The organism is Streptosporangium lutulentum (assembly GCF_030811455.1).
Taxonomy (GTDB): Bacteria; Actinomycetota; Actinomycetes; order Streptosporangiales; family Streptosporangiaceae; genus Streptosporangium; species Streptosporangium lutulentum.
The window spans coordinates 9,918,076-9,934,560 of sequence record NZ_JAUSQU010000001.1; the positions used below are offsets into that span (position 1 = coordinate 9,918,076).

Below are 16,485 nucleotides of genomic sequence, written 5' to 3' on the forward strand. Positions count from 1 at the left end.
TGTGAAAAGTATTGACGGTCATGGTAAAGGTGCTTAATCTCCCTGCGAGAGGGCGAGATCCCCTCACTCGCTCCCGGTGAGGAGCCCTGATCATGGCGAACATGTCAGCCGCACCGCACGATCAGACTCAACTCCGCCGCGCGGTGGCGTCGAGCTTCCTGGGCAGCACCATCGAGTTCTACGACTTCCTGCTGTACGCCACGGCGTCGGCCGTGCTGTTCAACAAGATCTTCTTTTCCAACCTCGACCCGCTCGCGGCCACGGCCGCCAGCTTCGGCACGTTCGCCACGGGCTACCTCGCCAGGCCGCTCGGAGGCATCGTCTTCGGCCACTTCGGCGACCGGCTGGGCCGGAAGCGGATGCTGGTCCTGACCATGGTCCTGATGGGGGTCGCCAGCTTCCTCATCGGCCTGCTCCCGACGTACGACCAGATCGGCAGCCTGGCGCCCATCGCGCTCATCGTGCTGCGGGTCGTACAGGGCATCGCCGTGGGGGGTGAATGGGGCGGCGCGGTGTTGATGTCCACGGAGCACGCCACGACGCGACGGGGCCTGTGGGCCGGCTTCACCAACGCCGGGGCCCCGTTCGGCATGGTGCTCTCGACCGTCGCGCTCAGCGGCACCGCCGCCGTCGTGGGCGAGGAGGCGTTCCTGAACTGGGGCTGGCGCGTCCCGTTCCTGATCAGCATCGTGTTGCTCGCGATCGGCCTGTTCGTGCGGCTGAAGGTTGAGGAGACCCCGGTGTTCAACGCCGCCAGGCACCAGGTGTCCCGGCTCCCGCTGCTGGACGTGCTGCGCGGCCAGCCGAGGACGCTCCTGCTCGGGGTCGGCATCGGCCTGGCCTCGTTCGTGGCTCAGGGGACGCTGACCACCTTCGTCATCGCCTACGGGGTGCAGGCGGGGTTCCCGCGTCAGACCGTCCTGAACGGCCTGACGCTCTCGTCGGCGCTGGCCGTGATCGGCATCATCGGCTGGTCGGCGGTGTCGGACCGGCTCGGGCGGCGCCCGGTGGTGATCACCGGTGCGCTGATCATGGCGGTGTACGTCTTCGCCCTCTTCCCGATGGTGGACAGCGGCAACGCGGCCGTGCTCGTCCTCGCGCTCGTGGTCGGTCAGGCGGTCATCCATCCCCTGATGCACGGACCGCTCGCCGCGTTGTACGCGGAACTGTTCACCACCCGCAGCCGCTACACCGGCGCCTCGCTCGGCTACCAGATCTCCGGTCTCGGAGCCGGTCTGGCTCCCCTGCTCTTCGCCCAGATCCAGGTGATGAACGGTGGAGGCGGGACCATCGTGATCTCCGCGATCATCGCCGGCTTCTGCCTGCTCGCCGTGGTCTGCACCCTGGCGCTGAGGGAGACCAGCCGCGACGACCTGACCTCGGCGACCGTTCCCGCCCCGGCGGACAGCGTGACCGGCCGGGCCAAGCCCTCCGCCACCTGAAGGAGGGGTCTGCTCCGATGCGGAACGCAGGATTGGGCGGCTGGACGGCTCGCCGCGCCCAGATGACACCGAACCGCACCGCCTTCGTCTTCGCGGACCGGTCGATCACCTACGACGAGGTCCACACGCGCACGACGAAACTGGCCTCGCAGCTGAGGGACGGCGGGGTGAAGCCCGGGGACCGGGTCGCCTACCTCGGCCCCAACCACGTCGCGTTCGCCGAGATCATGTTCGCCACGCACATGCTCGGCGGCATCTTCGTCCCGCTGAACTTCAGGCTGGCCGCGCCCGAGATCGACTACATGCTGAACCACTCCGGGGCGGCGGTCCTGATCTACGCGCCGGAGTGCGCCGAGGTGGTCCGGGCACTCCCGGACACCTCGGGCCTCCTTGAGATCGTGTGTCTCGAACCCTCCTCGACGGAGGAACGGGATTACGAGAGCCTGCTCTCGAAGGGGGACCCCACCCCGATCGACGTGCCGGTCGGGCTCGACGACGTCGCCGTGATCCTCTACACCTCGGGCACGACGGGTCGCCCCAAAGGCGCGATGCTCAGCCACGCCAACCTGGTGTGGAACGCCTTCAACCTCATGATCGGCCTTGATGTGGCGAGTGACGAGGTGACGCTGATCAGCGCCCCGCTCTTCCACGTCGCGGCCCTCGCCCAGATGCTGCTGCCGACGTTCATGAAGGGCGGTCGCTCGCTGATCATGCCGTCCTGGGACGTGGACAGGTGCTACGACCTCATCGAGGAGCACCGCGTCACCTGGATGTTCGGCGTCACCACCATGTTCGCCGCGTTCGCCCGGTCGCCGCGGTGGGCGGAGGCGGACCTGTCCTCGCTGCGCAACCTCATGACCGGGGGGTCGGCGATCCCGGTCTCGCTGATCCGTGCCTACCAGGAGCGGGGCCTCGTGTTCTGCCAGGGGTACGGGCTCACCGAGACCGCGCCCGGGGCGACCTTCCTTGAGGCGAGCGAGAGCATCCGCAAGGCGGGTTCGGCGGGGTTGCCCGTGTTCTTCGCCGATGTGCGGGTGGTCCGGCCCGACCTCGCCGAGGTGGCGGTGGGGGAGGCGGGTGAGGTGCTCGTCCAGGGACCGAATGTGACCCCCGGCTACTGGAGGGACCCGGAGGCGACCTCCGCGGCGTTCGCCGGGGACGGCTGGTTCCGTTCCGGTGACATCGCGGTCCGCGACGACGAGGGGCACCTGTACATCGTGGACCGCGTCAAGGACATGTACATCTCCGGTGGGGAGAACGTCTATCCCGCCGAAGTCGAGGGCGTGATGTTCGAACACCCGTCCGTGGCCGAGGTCGCCGTGGTCGGGGTGCCCGACTCCACGTGGGGTGAGGTCGGTCGCGCCTTTCTCGTCTGCCGCCCAGGTGCGAGCGTCACGGGCGACGAGCTTCGCGCATTCCTCCGTGGACGGCTGGCCACGTACAAGATCCCCCGCTATTTCGACGTGGTGGACGACCTTCCGAAAACGGGATCAGGGAAGATCCAGAAATCCCGGCTGCGAGACCGGGCCCGGCCGTAGCGGCAGCGGTCGTCCCGCGGTTCTCCCGCCTCCGGCCGGGTGTAAGAGGCGGTGATGCGCCGCTTTTTCCCTTGCCATTGCGTCAATGAACGGCAAAATTCGGACAATCGGTCTGATTGGAAGCCCGATGCTCTCTGTCATTGCGGGGGAAATCCCACGCTAGGTCAAATTTATTGTTGTATGTACTTTTTGTCGGCTTATGGAGGGTATAGGGATTTAAGTCCGTTCCGTACGAAAGCCGGAAGGGGGCGTGGGTCATGATCCGACCCGCAGGCCTAGAACAACATCCCGATCTCATCGAGATGCGAGAGAGGTACGAGAGAGCGGGCTCCAGCACGGCAGCCCAGGGAATCGATGGACTCACCCTTCTCGCAGGTCTATGGCTGGCGATCTCTCCATGGGTGGTCGGCTTCAACGGCCTGTCCAGGATTTCCGTAAGCAACCTGATCACCGGTATCGCGCTCGCCGCCCTGGCGATGGCGTTCGCGGCGGCGTTCGGCCGGACCTACGGGCTCAGCTGGATCGCACCGATCATCGGAATCTGGACCATCATCGTGCCGTGGATCACAGGCTCGGCGACGACGTCGACCATCTGGAACAACGTCGTCACCGGCGTCATCATCTTCCTGCTCGGGCTGGGAGCGGTGGCGGTCAGCGCCAGGAAGATGCCCAGCATGAACAGGGGCTCCCACATGTCGCCCGACATGTCGGGCAGGTCCACCTCCAACATGCCGGGCAGCAACATGCCGGGCAGCAACATGCCGGGCAGCAACATGCCAGGCAGGCACTGAGCCGGTGTGACATGGTGTGGCGGGCTGGGGGGCCGCCACACCCACCGGTGCCGAACGTCCCCGGACAGGCGTGAACGCGGGCTATTCGGGGGTACGGACCGTGGCGATCCGGGCCGCCTGGGCGACCAGGCGGCCCTTGCCGTCCCAGGCGTGCGCGGTCCTGTTCGTCCCCTCCAGGCCATCCGAGTGGTGACCGGCGCCTCGACGGCCCGCCTGGGTGGGCCGGGCGCGGACCCGGATGGCGCTCCGCCCCCGCCTCGGGTCTCGACGAGAACCTCGGCCCGGCCGGGCCCGGGTGCCGTGACGAGGGCACCGCCGATCGTTGTCGGGTGCGGGTGATCCCGCCCGGCTGTGGCGGACGGTCCCGAGCGTTTCGCCCGCGCCGCCCGCCTGCCTCGGCCCCACCGCCGAGACTGTGCCCGTGTGTGTCCGGGGCCGTGTCCGTGTCAGAGGCCGTGTTCGCGTGCGTGTCCGCGTGTGCTTCGCGTTTCTCCCGCGAAGGCGTCCCCGAGAGCCCTGGGCCGGTCGGGAGCCCTGGGTCGGTCGGCGGGCTTTGAGTCGTCCGAGGGCTCTGAGCTGGTCGACGGGCTCTGAGTCGCCTCGGGAGCCCTGAGCTGGTCGACGGGCTTGATATGCCCCGGCCGACCGGCTGGGCGACCCCGGGCTCGACGAGGAATGACGCCATGAGGCGCGGAACGGGCGGGTGCCCCTTACGGGACCCGCTCCGGCTCGCGCTTCCCGATCGCCGGGGGCCGGCCTCTGGCCGGCTCCCTTTTCCCGTGGAACGGCGCCGGCTAGAGCCGCGCCCGTTCGCTCTCGCGTCCGTGCACGATCAGGGCGTAGATCACGAGCACGTCGATGGCGATGGCGAGAAGCGACCACCAGGGGTAGGCGGAGAAGAGCAGCATCTGCGTGATGGCGTTCACCATGGCGAGGGCGACCGCCACGACGCGGCCCCAGGTCTGTCCGGCGATCACCGCGAGACCGGCGACGACGAGGAGGATGCCGAGTATCAGGTGGATCCAGCCCCAGGCGGACAGGTTGAAGAGCAAGGTGTTGTTGGGGGTCTCAAGGAAGAACGTGTTCCTGAAGATGGCGACCAGGCCGTAGATGATGTTGAACGCGCCCGTCAAGATCATCATCAGGGCCGCGAACCAGACCCAGCCCATCCAGCCGGTGACCTGCGGGGTCCCGGTTCCTCTCGCGGTCATCGTGTCTCTCGCGCCGTGCGCCATGCCGGTTTCCTCACCGTGCGGCGTGCCCGGTTCGCCGTGCAGCGTGCCCGGTTCGCCGTGCAGCATGCCGGTTCCCTCGCCGCCCACCCTGCCGGTCCCCTCGCCGGGCATCCTGCCGGTTCCCTCGTTGTGCACCATGCCGTCTCCCCCTCATGATCGCGAATCATTACCAGGAGTGATCGCCGTTGTGAGGGGAGGTCATGTCACCCGAAAAGGGTGAACTTCTACACGAAGCCCCGTCGCGCGGCCTGGTTGATCGCCTCCCGGCGGGTCGTGACCCCGAGCTTGCGATACACCGAGCGCAGGTGGGTCTTGACGGTGTTGACCGACAGGAAGAGGTCCTCGGCGATCTCCTTGTTGGTCATGTGTGACGGCAGGAAACGGAGTACGGCCAGCTCACACTGGGTCAGGGACGGAGCCTCTTCGCCCTGGGGGTTCACCGCCCCGCGTTCGAACCGGCGGAGGATCTCGGTGCCGAAGGGGAGGCGTGGATCGTTGGGCGGCACGAGAATCGTCAGGAGCGATCTGACCGACCGGCCGCCGTCGAGGAACACCCGCCGTGCCCGGTGCGGCTCCGCCAGCTCCAGGGCCTGATCCAGCAGTTCGGCGGAGAGTGACACCGCTCCCAGGCGGCGGTGTGCGGCCGAGGCGACCAGCAGGGCGGCGATGCTGTCCAGCGGGCGCGTCTCGCCCGCCGTGCCGCTCAGGCAGTCCCGCACGGCGGCGAGTGCGCGCGCCGGGTCGTTCCGCATGAGGTGCAGCCGGCCCACGGCGACGGCGTTCGAAGCGAGCGGCGAGGGGCCGGCCTCGTCAGTCGTGGGCTTCAGGGCCGCCGGAGGTTCCGGGGCGGTGGGGTTCGGAGCCGTCGGATCCAGGGGCAGGGCGCCGGGAAGGTCGGCCGCCGGAAACCAGGCGACGTCGAGGAGGGTGACCGCCTGGATGAGGCGGGTCGGCGGTCGGCGCCGCCTGTGGAGTTCCGCCAGGCATGATCGGGCGGCGGCGGTCTCGCCCTCGGCGACCAGGGCTCGCGCTCGGATCAGGGTGGCGAACGCGGAGACCGGTCCTTCTCCCGGAGGCCGCCGCCGTGGCCACGGCTCGATCCGATCCAGCAACCGGTGGACGTCGGCGGGTTCGTCGCGTTCCAGGTGCACCCAGGCGAGGGCGAGGTCGGCGATCGGATGAGGTCGCAGCGGCCCGTCCGGAGCCGAAGCCGGGGTGCGGAGAAGGCCGCCCGTTTCCTCCGGACGGGCCGGATCGCTCTGGACGGCCCCGATCGTTTCCTCGGCCCCCGTCAGATCGCCCCGGATCGCGTCGGCCAGCGCCGCGCACGCCGTCGCGAAACCCGTCAGGGCCGGGAAATCACCGGCTTCGAGTTCCCTCACCGCTCGGCGCAGGGCCGTACCGGCCGAGACGAACTCGGCGTTCCAGGCATGAGCGAGCCCCAGCGCCAGCAGCAGGCAACCGGCCGCTCGGCGCTCGGCGGCCGAGGGCGACGGTACGCCGCCGGTCCGGCGGAGCGCCTGACGGGCGGTGGAGAGGTCCTCCGGGGCGCAGTCGCCGCTCATCCAGACCCGGAGGAGGTTCAGCGCGGCGATGAGCCGGCCGGGGTGAGGCTCCACGGTCCCGGCGGATCTCTCCGCCGCCTCGAGGTACGGCCCGGCCGCGTCGGGATCTCCGGTGATCAGCCGGATCCAGGCGTGGGCGAGGGCCACCATCGGCGTGGTGGAGGTGAGCTCGGGCGGAAGCCGCGCGAGGATCGCGGAGAGCTCGCCGTCCCCGGCCCGGAGGAGGACGCGCACGTCGTCCTCGGCCAGGATCTCGGCGGCGTGTCCCCAGTCCGCCCCGGCGACCGCGGCCCGCAGGGCGTCCAGCGGCCTGCCGTTCGATCGATGCCGGCGCGCCGCCTCGCGGAGAAGGTGGGGCACGTCCTCGGGGGACTCGCGCCCCAGTTCGGCCTGGAGGAACTCCCGGAAGAGCGGCTGGAAGCCGTACCCCGGCGGGTCGGCGTCGATCGTTTCGAGGAAGCAGTTCTCCCGGCTCAGCCGGTCCAGGATCCGCGCCGCGTCGGCCGTCCCGGTGAGCGCGCCGGCCAGCTCGGCGTCGAGCGGCGAGGCGATGCTGGTACGCAGAAGGAAACGGCGGATCTCGGGATCCTGGCGGCTGATCACCTCGTCACGGAAGTAATCGCCGACGATGCGGCTGTTTCCCGTGAAACCGCGCACCAGCCGCTCCATCTCGCCCCGACCGAGGCCGCGCCGGTTCACGGTCTCCGGGTCCGCGCTCTCCGGGTCCGCGCTCTCCGGGTCCGCGCTCTCCGGGTCCGCGCTCTCCGGGTCCGCGCTCTCCGGGTCCATGTCCCCGGGGTTCACGCCGCCCCGGTCCGGGTCGCGCCGGTCCGGGTCGCGCGGATCAGCACCGTTCCGGTCCTTCAGCCACAGGCAGGCCAGGCGCAGGCCGGTGCTCCATCCGCCGGTGCGTCTCACCAGCTCCGCCACCTGTTTCGTGTCGACCGGCAGGCCCGCCGCCCGGAAATACTCAGCGGCCTCGGACTCGGTCCACGCGAGATCTTCGGCTCCCATCTCCACCAGATCGCCGGAGACTCGCAGCCGGGAGAGCTGGAGGGCGGGCCGGCGGCGTCCCGACAGCAGGAGACGAAGCTGTGGCGGGGCATGCCGGAGCAGGAGGTCGAGGCCGTGCAGGATCTCCGGCCGATCGAGCTCGTGAACGTCGTCCATCACCAGGACGATCGGCCGGTCCCTCCCGGAGACCGCCTCGACGATCTCGCCGACGAGATCCATCGTCGGAGCACGGTCCGGCGCCGGGACCCTCAGAGACGGATGAACCCGCCCGAGCGCCGCGGCCAGGTGAGGCCAGAACCTGCGCGGCCGGTTGTCCTCGGAGTCGAGGGTGAGCCAGGCGACGTCGTGAGCCCCGTCGCCGTCCGTGCTCCACGACGCGCACGCGACGGTCTTGCCGGAGCCGGCGGGAGCGATGATCGAGACGGCCCGGCGTTGGACGGCGCGGTCGATCCTCCTCTGGATTCGGGTCCGGGGCAGCACGGCCACGTGGAGACGGGGAGGCGCGAGCTTGCCGGCCAGCAGCGCGCAACCGTCGTCTCCCGGCCGGGGAGTGGATCCCCGCGCATCGGCCACAGCCGTCATGACACCCCCGACCTCCTAGACGGAGCACGAACAAAATCCCCACTTGTCCGGCGGGCCGTACCAATCACCAAATTACTTCTGAATTACCGCTTTTCCCGGAATCAGCGCAGGTCACTCGTGTTCCGGGCCGACCTTACGAATCCTCGACGTTCGGCCCGGTCGCTCCTCCGGCGCCCCGGCCCCGCCCGTCCGCCTCTCCGGCGCGGCACCGTACGGTGTCACCGGCGCCCGTCCGGAGGTCCGGGCCGGGCGGCTTTCATCCCGGACACCCGGTCCGACCGCGTACCCTTCACCGGAACCGATCGATTCCTCCAAGTCCCCCTTCCCCCGGGCCGTCCGAGAGAAGAGGGCCGTCACGTCCGGGTGCGACAGGTATCGCGGAAGAATGTTGTGGCATCCCTCCTGCCTGTATCAGGGCGTTCTGGTGTGGAATCGGATCCGCACAGCTACGAACAGAGCTGCACACTCACGACAGCGGAGGGGGCGGGATGCCGAAGTTCCGACGGGGAAGCGGATTCCCCACCGGGGACCTCGCCCGGGTCAGCGTCTTCGCGGCGTTGATCGCCGTGCTCGGCCTTCCGGGCGCTCTGAACGTCTTCGGCAACGCGGTGCCGATCACGTTGCAGACGTTCGGGGTCATGCTCGCCGGCGCGATCCTGGGCACGTGGCGGGCGGCCCTGGCCATCGTCGTACTGCTCGTGCTGGTGGCCGCGGGCCTGCCGCTGCTGGCCGGCGGCCGTGGCGGACTGGGCGTCTTCGTGGGGCCGTCGGCGGGGTTCCTGCTCGGCTGGCTCCCCGGCGCGGCCCTGACCGGCTGGATCGTCGAACGCGGCGGCCGCAGTCCGGGCATCGCGCGACTGCTGACGGCCTGCCTGGCCGGCGGAGTCGGGATGATCTACCTCGTCGGCATTCCCGTGCAGGCGGCCGTCGCCGGGATCTCGCTGGGGCAGGCGGCCCTGCTCAGCGTCGCCTTCCTGCCCGGCGACGCGATCAAGGCGATACTGGCCTCGATCGTGGTGAGGGGCACCCAGCGGGCCTACCCCGATGCGATCCCGGCCGTCCACCGCGAGCGGCTCAGCGCCGCCAGGAAGGGCTGACCCGGTCATGCCGGTCGCCGCACAAGTACTGCGACACGCCTCCATCCGCCCGGACCGGCCCGCGGTGCGCGGTCCGGGAGGCGAGCTGAGCTACGCCGGGTTCGCGCGGAGGGTCCGCGGCGTGGCGGCGCGTCTGTCCGGGCGGGGGGCCGGCCGTGGCACGCTGGTCGCGATCAGCCTGGCGGATCCGGTGGATCTGCTCACCGTCGTGCTGGCGGCGGACCTGGCCGGGGCCACGCCGCTGTTGTGCGACCCCTCCTGGGACGCGCGGGTGCGGGAGGCGATCCCGGCGGACCTGCGCGTCGACGTGATGCCGCCCATCGCGGACGGCCCGCAGACGTGGCCGGATCCCCTCCCCGGCGATCGCGCGTGGGCCTGCTTCGGCTCCGGCAGCACGGGCCGTCCGCGAGCGGTGGTGCGCACCCGCGCGTCGTGGACGGCGTCGTTTCAGCGGGTGAGCGAGCTCGCCGGGATCGGTTCCGACGACGTCGTGCTGGTGCCGGGGCCGCTGACCTCCTCGCTGTACGGCTTCGCGGCCGTGCACGCGCTGGCCGCCGGGGCGACGGTCCTCGTGCCGGGCCGCTGGTCGCCCGGCACGCTGGCCGCGCAGCTCCGCGGGGCGACCGTGGCCCACCTCGTGCCGCACTACCTGCCCGCGGTGCTGGACGCCCTGCGCGAGGGGGCCGAGAGCTCGCTGCGGACGGTCGTGATCGGCGGAGCGGCCCTGCCTGCCGGACTGCACGAGCGCGCGGCGGACGCCGGTGTGCGCGTGATGTCCTACTACGGCGCCACCGAGCTGTCCTTCGTCGCCGTGGACACCGACGGTTCGGGGCTGCGCCCCTTCCCCGGGGTGCGGATCGAGGTCAGGACGCCGCCGGGTGAGTCCCTGGGGGAGGTGTGGGTGCGCTCGCCCTGGCTGTCCGAGGGGTATCTGGCCGACGCGGTGGGCCCGCTGAGGGTCGACGGCGACGGCTGGATGAGCGTCGGCGACGTGGCGGAGCCGTACCGGCCCGGCGAGGCCCTGCGGCTGCGCGGCCGCGGCGACGGCGCGATCCAGACCGGCGGGGCCACCGTCGTGCCCGAGGACGTCGAGGAGGTGCTCAGGAGCGTGCCGGGGGTGGGCGACATCGTGGTGGTGGGCTCGCCGCACCCGGACCTGGGCGCGGTGGTGACGGCGATCCTGGAGGTGGGCGCGGGGGCGCCGCCGCCGAGGGCGACCCTGGAGGCGGTCGCGCGCGGCGGGCTGGACGCGGCCCAGCGGCCACGCCGCTGGTACGCCGTGGAGAGCCTGCCCCGCACCCCTGCGGGCAAGCCGGCTCGCGGGCTCGTCGCCGCCCGCCTGGCCGGCGGCGACCATGACCTGCGGCGGCTGAACTGATGGGCGAGGCACCGGTCATCGTGGCGGCCCGCCGCACACCGATCGGCACCGCCGCGCACGCGTTCAAGGCGGTGACGGCCGATCGGCTGGCGGCGCCCGTCCTCGGCGCGCTCGCCCGCGACGTGGCCTTCCTGGGCGCGCCGATCGAGGACGTGGTGCTCGGCAACTGCATGGGGCCCGGCGGGAACCTCGCGCGCGTCTCGGCGCTGGGCGCGGGACTGGGTGAGGCCGTTCCCGGCGTCACCGTCGACCGGCAGTGCGGCAGCGGGCTGGCCGCGATCCTGATGGCCGGCCAGGCCATCCGCGGCGAGGAGATGGAGCTCGTCATCGCCGGTGGGGCCGAGAGCGCCTCCACCGCACCCCTCCGGGCCCACCGGGGACCGGCGGGTGAGCCCGCGGTGCCGTACGAGCGGGCGCCCTTCACCCCCGAGGGCCATCCGGATCCGGACATGGGCGCGGCGGCGGAGGCGCTCGCCGGCGCGTGCGGGGTGGACCGGGACCGTCAGGACCGTTACGCGTGCGAGAGCCACGCCAAGGCGGTGGCCGCCCGGGAGGCGGGCCGGTTCGAGGAGGAGATCGTCCCGATCGAGGGCCGGGCACAGGACCAGCGTCCGCGGCTCCTGCGGCAGGCGTCGCTGTCACGGCTGCCCGCGGCGTTCGTCCACGGAGGCTCGGTGACCGCCGGCAACTCCTCCCCGATCAGCGACGGCGCGGCGGCGGTCGTCCTCGTGTCGGAACGGCTGCGCGCGGCGGCGGGGGTGCCCGGGCTGCGGCTGCGGGCCGGCGTCGTCGTCGGGTGCGACCCCGCGCTGCCCGGCTGGGGTCCGGTGCCGGCCGTACGGCGGCTGCTCGGCCGTACGGGCGTGAGCATGGAACGGATCGCGGCGGTGGAGATCGTGGAGGCGTTCGCGGCCCAGACGCTGGCGGTGACCGACGCGCTCGGGCTCGACCCGCTGGGCGCCGACAGGGACCGGGTCTGCGCCGACGGCGGCGCCCTGGCCCTCGGCCATCCGTGGGGCGCCACCGGAGCCGTCGTGGTCACGCGGCTGTTCACCAGGCTCGTACGGTCGGGCGCGTCCCCGGGGACGCTGGGATTGGCGACGGCGGCGGTCGGCGGCGGCCTCGGGGTCGCCGCCCTGTTCGAGGTGGTCTGAGTGATCGAACTGGCTGACGGCCACGTCCGGTCCGGGCAGTGCGGGGTGGCGTGAGTGATCGAACTGATCGACGTCCATGTCCGGCTCGGACAGCGTGAGGTGCTGCGCGGCATCACCGTCTCGCTGCCCGAGCACCGGGTCGGTGTGATCGGGGCCAACGGTTCGGGCAAGAGCACCCTGGCCCGGCTGGTCAACGGCCTGGCCCTGCCGACCTCGGGCAGCGTCACCGTCCTCGGTCACGACACCCGCCGCCACGGGGCCAGGATCAGGCGCCGCGTCGGATTCCTGTTCACCGATCCCGACGCGCAGATCGTGATGCCGACCGTGGCCGAGGACGTCGCCTTCTCCTTGCGCCGCAGGAAACTCCCGAAGGAGGAGGTCCGGAGCAGGGTCGCCGCCGTGCTGGAGCGGTACGGCCTGGCCGGGCACGCCGACCATCCCGCCCATCACCTGTCGGGCGGGCAGAAACAGCTGCTCGCGCTGTGCTCGGTCCTGGTGCTCGAACCCGAGATCCTCGTCATGGACGAGCCGACGACGCTGCTGGACCTGCGCCACTCCCGCCTGGTCGCCGAAGCGCTGCGCGATCTGCCCCAGCAGGTGATCGTGGTCAGCCACGATCTCGCCCTGCTGGAGGACTTCGACCGCGTGCTGGTCCTGGACGACGGCCGGATCACGGCCGACGACTCGCCGGGGGCGGCCGTCGACCACTACCGGAAGACCATGGCGTGAACGGGCTCACCGGTGCCTTGCCGGGGGCGGCCGTCGACCGCTGCCGGAAGGCCGTGTCGTGAACGGGCTCACCGGTGCCTTGCCGGGGGCGGCCGTCGACCGCTGCCGGAAGGCCGTGTCGTGAACGGGCTCACCGGCGCCTACGTGCCGGGGGACTCCCTCCTGCACCGCCTGCCGGCCGGAGCCAAGCTCCTGGGGCTGGCCGCCTCGTGCACGGTGCTCCTCCTCCTGAGCGCTCCGGTGTCGATGGCGGTCGCCGCGGTCGTGGCCGCCCTGCTGTTCGCCCTTTCGGGGGTGGGCGCGGCGGCGGCCTGGGCGCAGCTCCGCCCGATCCGCTGGTTCGCCGCGGCCCTGTTCACCATGCAGGCGCTGGTCGTGGACCTGCCGACCGCCGTCTCCTCCACGGCCCGTGTCGTCCTGGCCGTCGCCCTGGCCGGACTGGTCACCCTCACGACGCGGACCTCGGACCTGATGGCCTGCCTGGAGCGCTGCCTGTCCCCCGCGCGGTGGGTGGGACTCGACCCGTTCCGGCTGTCCCTGCTGCTCTCCCTCACCATCCGCAGCGTGCCGGTCATCGCCGCCCTGGCCACCCGGGTACGGGAGGCCCAGCGCGCCAGAGGAGTGGAGCGGAGCGTGCGGGCCTTCGCCGTACCGCTGGTGGTCAGCGCGTTGCGGCACGCGGACGCGCTGGGCGAGGCGCTCAGCGCCCGCGGCCTGGACGACTGAGCGGCGCGGGCCGGGGCGGCCGAGGACGTCCGGCGCCGGCGTGGGAGGCGGTGACACCCCCCGGCCGCTGGGAGGCGGCGGCACGTCCCGGCCTCTGGGAGGCGGCGGCACGCAACCCGGGCGCGTCACCGGTCAGCCCATGCTCTTGGCGCCGTCCAGGGCCTCGCGGATGATGTCGGCGTGGCCGGCGTGCTGGGCGGTCTCGGTGATGAGGTGCATCAGCACCCGGCGGGCCGACCATCGCGTGTCGGCCTCGAACCACGGGGCCTTCGGCAGCGGCTGGGTGGCGTCCAGGTCGGGCAGGGTGACGACCAGCTCGTCGGTCCGGCGGGCCACCTCGGCGTAGTCGGCCAGCACACCGGCCAGCGTCTCACCGGGCAGCAGCCGGAACTCGTCGTCCCTTCGGGCCCAGTCGGCCTCGGTCATGTCGGCGAAGTCGCCCATCGCCGACGGGCCGTTCAGGATGAAGTCCGTCCAGGACCGCTCGCCCGCGGTCATGTGCTTGATCAGTCCGCCCAGGCACAGCTCGCTGACGGTGCTCCGCTGCCCGGCCTGCTCGTCGGTGAGGTCACGGGTGGGGAAGCGCAGGAAGTGCCGGTGCTTGGCCAGCATCGCCAGCAGGTCGGCGCGTTCGCCGGTGGCGACGGGCGCGTCAGCGGTGTCGTGGCCGGTCAGTTCGTTGACGGTCATGGTTTCTGCCTTCCGTTGTTCTTGCTCCGCCGGTCAGGACCACACTGACGGAAATAAGGGTCACTTTCTGACCTCAATCGCAGGAATAATCAAGAACATGGCGAACACCAGTGCTCGGACGCTGCGACTGCTGTCCCTGCTCCAGACCCACCGGTACTGGCAGGGCGGCGAACTGGCCGAGCGGCTGGGAGTCTCGCCCCGCACCCTGCGCCGGGACATCGACCGGCTGCGCGAGCTGGGCTATCCGGTCGAGGCGCAGCGCGGCGTGGACGGCGGCTACCAGCTCGCCGCGGGCGCGGCACTGCCGCCGTTGGTGGTCGACGACGAGGAGGCGGTCGCCCTGGTCGTGGGCCTGCAGGCCGCCGCGCAGGGCGCGGTGGAGGGCATCGCCGAGTCCTCGGTGCGGGTGCTGGCCAAGGTGGTGCAGGTGATGCCGGCCCGGCTGCGGCGCCAGGTCGAGGCGCTGCGCGCGATGACCGTGCCCGACGGCTGGAACGGCCCGGAAGGGGAGGGCATCGACCCGGGCGCGCTCACCGCGGTCGCGCTGGCCTGCCGGGACAGCGAACAGCTCCGCTTCTCCTACACCGCCGCCGACGGCCGGCGCACCGACCGGCACGTCGAACCGCATCGCCTGGTCTGTCTCGGCCGCCGCTGGTATCTGGTCGCCTACGACCTGACCCGGCACGACTGGCGCAGTTTCCGGGTCGACCGGCTCACCGCGCCGCAGGGCGACGGCTCCCGGTTCCGGTCCCGCGACCTGCCCGCCGCCGACGCCGCCGAGTTCGTCCGCGCCGGGCTGGGCAACCTGCCCCGCTCGTACCGGGTGGAGGTCCTCATCGACGCCCCGGCCGCGGTCGTGCGCGAACGGATCGGCAGGTGGGGCGCGGTCGAGGAGGTCGACGCCGGGCACTGCCGGGTGCGCATGACCGTCGACTCCCTGGACTGGCCGGCCATGGCACTGGGCGTGATCGACGCCGATTTCCACGTCCTCGACCCGCCCGAACTGCTCGACCGGGTCCACAACTGGGGAGCCCGGTTCACCCGTGCCCGGCTCGGCGAAGGGGCCGCCAGCGGGTGACTCGGTGAAGGGGCCGGCACCGGGTGATGACGCGAAACCGGCGGAGGCGGGGGGCGCCTCTCCCGGCCGGGGCGTTCGCGTCGGACGCGGCTCGGTGAGTCCAGGCTCGCACCGGGTCTCGGGCGCGGAACGCTAGGGCGCCGGGACGCCGCCCGGACGGGTGGGACGCCCGAAACGTACGGGGACGCCCGGTGAGTACAGCACGCTCACCGGCGGCCCGGCCGGCTCGGGCAGTCCTGCCGCGGCTATCAGGTCTTCGTCGCACTCGACCAGGTCGGCTCGGTGCAGGGGCCAGCGCGGATGGGTGTTCGGCAGGTACATCGGCCGCCCGAAGAAGGCGTTGTGCATGCCCCAGCGGGCGGTCAGGAAGTGTTCGAGCTCGGTGGGATCCTCGATGCGCTCGCCGGTCCGTACGGTGATCCGGCTGTGCGCGCCGCGCGGTCCGGGCAGACGCCGCGTGCTGGTGTAGGTGATGGTGTCGCCGCGCCGGCGGATGGCCATCCGGGACCACACGTACGGCAGGCGGAAGGCGGTTCGAGCGACGATCACCGGGATCAGCCGGGAGGCGTCGAGCGAGCGGAAGACCACGCCGCGCCGCCCGTGGGCGTCCACCGAATAGAGGCGGACGTTGGTCTCGGGGAAGGTGCCCAGGTAGGGGATGCCGGGGAGCCGTAACCAGCCGATGCGGTGCATCCGGAAGGCGACGAGGCCGACGTAGGTGACCCCGCCGAGGGTGTCGGGGACGACTCCCGGCGGCAGCAGGGGCGCCACGTCCGCGGGGTCGGCGGCCCAGTGGAGGAAGGCCATGTCGAGCCACGACTGGGTGAGCAGAGGGCTCGGGGTGGAGCGGGGCGGGTCGGCTGTGACGGGCTCCGGGACGGCGGGCGTGAGCGACACGATGTCAGCATCGCAGAACACCTCGCGCCTGTCCGTCACCGGACTCAGTCCACGGTCGCGTCGTCCGGGAAGCGGCCGGAGACGTCGGGGCGGGCGCGCAGGTGCTCGGGGAAACCGGGGCCGAGCGTGGCGGACACGGCGCGGAGTTCGAGGGGCTCCCGGCACTCGGCGCAGACGACCTCGGCATGGGTGTCGTGGCCGTGGTGCAGCAGGTTGATCGGCGGGCCGTCGGGGGAGAGCCACTTGTCGCCCCAGCGCATCATGGCGGCCAGGACCGGGAAGAAGTCACGACCCTTCTCGGTGAGCACGTATTCGTACCGCTTGGGCCGCTCCTGGTACGGAACGCGTTCGAGCATTCCCTCCTCGACCAGCCGCTTGAGCCGCTGGGTGAGGATGTTGCGGCCGATGCGCAGGTTGCGCTGGATGTCGTCGAAGCGCCGGGTGCCGTAGAAGGCCTCGCGGAGCACGAGCGGCGTCCACCAGTCGCCCAGCAGGTCGACGGATCGGGCGATGGAGCAGGGCCACTCGGCGAACGGCGTGCGCTTCATGATCCCATTCTATCCGCCGCT

14 protein-coding genes are annotated in these 16,485 nt (G+C 71.7%); 9 read left to right on the forward strand and 5 right to left on the reverse strand.

Annotated elements, in window-relative coordinates:
• Positions 1 to 92: 92 nt before the first annotated feature.
• From J2853_RS44585 to J2853_RS44595, 3 genes are all read left to right on the forward strand, one after another.
• Positions 93 to 1,442 (forward strand): MFS transporter, encoded by a 1,350-nt coding sequence (locus J2853_RS44585; RefSeq protein WP_307567943.1) that lies wholly within the window; start codon positions 93 to 95, stop codon positions 1,440 to 1,442.
• A gap of 17 nt (positions 1,443 to 1,459) precedes the next feature.
• The gene (locus J2853_RS44590; RefSeq protein WP_307567945.1) at positions 1,460 to 2,980 is read left to right on the forward strand and encodes an acyl-CoA synthetase; all 1,521 of its coding nucleotides are present in this window, start codon (positions 1,460 to 1,462) and stop codon (positions 2,978 to 2,980) included.
• Positions 2,981 to 3,237: 257 nt separating this feature from the next.
• A complete protein-coding gene (locus J2853_RS44595) occupies positions 3,238 to 3,771 on the forward strand; it encodes an SPW repeat protein (protein WP_307567946.1) in 534 nt (177 codons plus the stop codon).
• Between the two features lie 794 nt (positions 3,772 to 4,565).
• On the opposite strand, the gene J2853_RS44600 is transcribed toward J2853_RS44595, so the two are convergent.
• Positions 4,566 to 5,144: a DUF7144 family membrane protein gene (locus tag J2853_RS44600; protein WP_307567948.1), complete on the reverse strand. Its 579-nt coding sequence runs from the start codon at positions 5,142 to 5,144 to the stop codon at positions 4,566 to 4,568.
• 86 nt (positions 5,145 to 5,230) lie between these two features.
• Positions 5,231 to 8,167: a helix-turn-helix transcriptional regulator gene (locus tag J2853_RS44605; RefSeq protein WP_307567950.1), complete on the reverse strand. Its 2,937-nt coding sequence runs from the start codon at positions 8,165 to 8,167 to the stop codon at positions 5,231 to 5,233.
• Between the two features lie 488 nt (positions 8,168 to 8,655).
• Between J2853_RS44605 and J2853_RS44610 the strand changes: the two genes are divergently transcribed.
• The 5 genes from J2853_RS44610 (at position 8,656) to J2853_RS44630 (ending at position 13,251) form a co-directional block, all read left to right on the forward strand.
• Positions 8,656 to 9,264: a biotin transporter BioY gene (locus J2853_RS44610; protein WP_307567952.1), complete on the forward strand. Its 609-nt coding sequence runs from the start codon at positions 8,656 to 8,658 to the stop codon at positions 9,262 to 9,264.
• Positions 9,265 to 9,271: 7 nt separating this feature from the next.
• Entirely contained in the window at positions 9,272 to 10,642 is a 1,371-nt protein-coding gene (locus tag J2853_RS44615) for a class I adenylate-forming enzyme family protein (RefSeq protein ID WP_307567953.1), read from the forward strand.
• Positions 10,642 to 11,796, forward strand: coding sequence for a thiolase family protein (locus tag J2853_RS44620; protein WP_307567954.1), 1,155 nt, complete (start codon positions 10,642 to 10,644; stop codon positions 11,794 to 11,796). The genes J2853_RS44615 and J2853_RS44620 overlap by 1 nt, the downstream gene beginning before the upstream one ends.
• 54 nt (positions 11,797 to 11,850) lie before the next feature.
• Entirely contained in the window at positions 11,851 to 12,525 is a 675-nt protein-coding gene (locus tag J2853_RS44625; RefSeq protein ID WP_307567955.1) for an energy-coupling factor ABC transporter ATP-binding protein, read from the forward strand.
• 120 nt (positions 12,526 to 12,645) lie between these two features.
• The gene (locus tag J2853_RS44630) at positions 12,646 to 13,251 is read left to right on the forward strand and encodes an energy-coupling factor transporter transmembrane component T family protein (RefSeq protein WP_307567956.1); all 606 of its coding nucleotides are present in this window, start codon (positions 12,646 to 12,648) and stop codon (positions 13,249 to 13,251) included.
• A gap of 132 nt (positions 13,252 to 13,383) precedes the next feature.
• Here J2853_RS44630 and J2853_RS44635 read toward each other — a convergent pair whose 3' ends face one another.
• A complete protein-coding gene (locus J2853_RS44635) occupies positions 13,384 to 13,941 on the reverse strand; it encodes a DinB family protein (RefSeq protein WP_307567958.1) in 558 nt (185 codons plus the stop codon).
• 97 nt (positions 13,942 to 14,038) lie between these two features.
• Here J2853_RS44635 and J2853_RS44640 point away from each other — a divergent pair, with 97 nt between their 5' ends.
• A complete protein-coding gene (locus tag J2853_RS44640; RefSeq protein ID WP_307567960.1) occupies positions 14,039 to 15,019 on the forward strand; it encodes a helix-turn-helix transcriptional regulator in 981 nt (326 codons plus the stop codon).
• A 132-nt stretch (positions 15,020 to 15,151) separates the two neighbouring features.
• On the opposite strand, the gene J2853_RS44645 is transcribed toward J2853_RS44640, so the two are convergent.
• Positions 15,152 to 15,955, reverse strand: coding sequence for a YqjF family protein (locus J2853_RS44645; RefSeq protein ID WP_307567961.1), 804 nt, complete (start codon positions 15,953 to 15,955; stop codon positions 15,152 to 15,154).
• A 5-nt stretch (positions 15,956 to 15,960) separates the two neighbouring features.
• Positions 15,961 to 16,464, reverse strand: a complete 504-nt coding sequence (locus J2853_RS44650) for a winged helix-turn-helix transcriptional regulator (RefSeq protein ID WP_307567963.1) — start codon at positions 16,462 to 16,464, stop codon at positions 15,961 to 15,963.
• Between the last annotated feature and the right edge of the window lie 21 nt (positions 16,465 to 16,485).

Excerpts from the sequence above, each read along its gene's own strand:
- J2853_RS44585 (WP_307567943.1), top strand. The coding sequence starts at position 93 with ATGGCGAACATGTCAGCCGCACCGCACGATCAGACTCAACTCCGCCGC.
- J2853_RS44590 (WP_307567945.1), top strand. The coding sequence starts at position 1,460 with ATGCGGAACGCAGGATTGGGCGGCTGGACGGCTCGCCGCGCCCAGATG.
- J2853_RS44595 (WP_307567946.1), top strand. The coding sequence starts at position 3,238 with ATGATCCGACCCGCAGGCCTAGAACAACATCCCGATCTCATCGAGATG.
- J2853_RS44600 (WP_307567948.1), bottom strand. The coding sequence starts at position 5,144 with ATGGTGCACAACGAGGGAACCGGCAGGATGCCCGGCGAGGGGACCGGC.
- J2853_RS44605 (WP_307567950.1), bottom strand. The coding sequence starts at position 8,167 with ATGACGGCTGTGGCCGATGCGCGGGGATCCACTCCCCGGCCGGGAGAC.
- J2853_RS44610 (WP_307567952.1), top strand. The coding sequence starts at position 8,656 with ATGCCGAAGTTCCGACGGGGAAGCGGATTCCCCACCGGGGACCTCGCC.
- J2853_RS44615 (WP_307567953.1), top strand. The coding sequence starts at position 9,272 with ATGCCGGTCGCCGCACAAGTACTGCGACACGCCTCCATCCGCCCGGAC.
- J2853_RS44620 (WP_307567954.1), top strand. The coding sequence starts at position 10,642 with ATGGGCGAGGCACCGGTCATCGTGGCGGCCCGCCGCACACCGATCGGC.
- J2853_RS44635 (WP_307567958.1), bottom strand. The coding sequence starts at position 13,941 with ATGACCGTCAACGAACTGACCGGCCACGACACCGCTGACGCGCCCGTC.
- J2853_RS44640 (WP_307567960.1), top strand. The coding sequence starts at position 14,039 with ATGGCGAACACCAGTGCTCGGACGCTGCGACTGCTGTCCCTGCTCCAG.
- J2853_RS44650 (WP_307567963.1), bottom strand. The coding sequence starts at position 16,464 with ATGAAGCGCACGCCGTTCGCCGAGTGGCCCTGCTCCATCGCCCGATCC.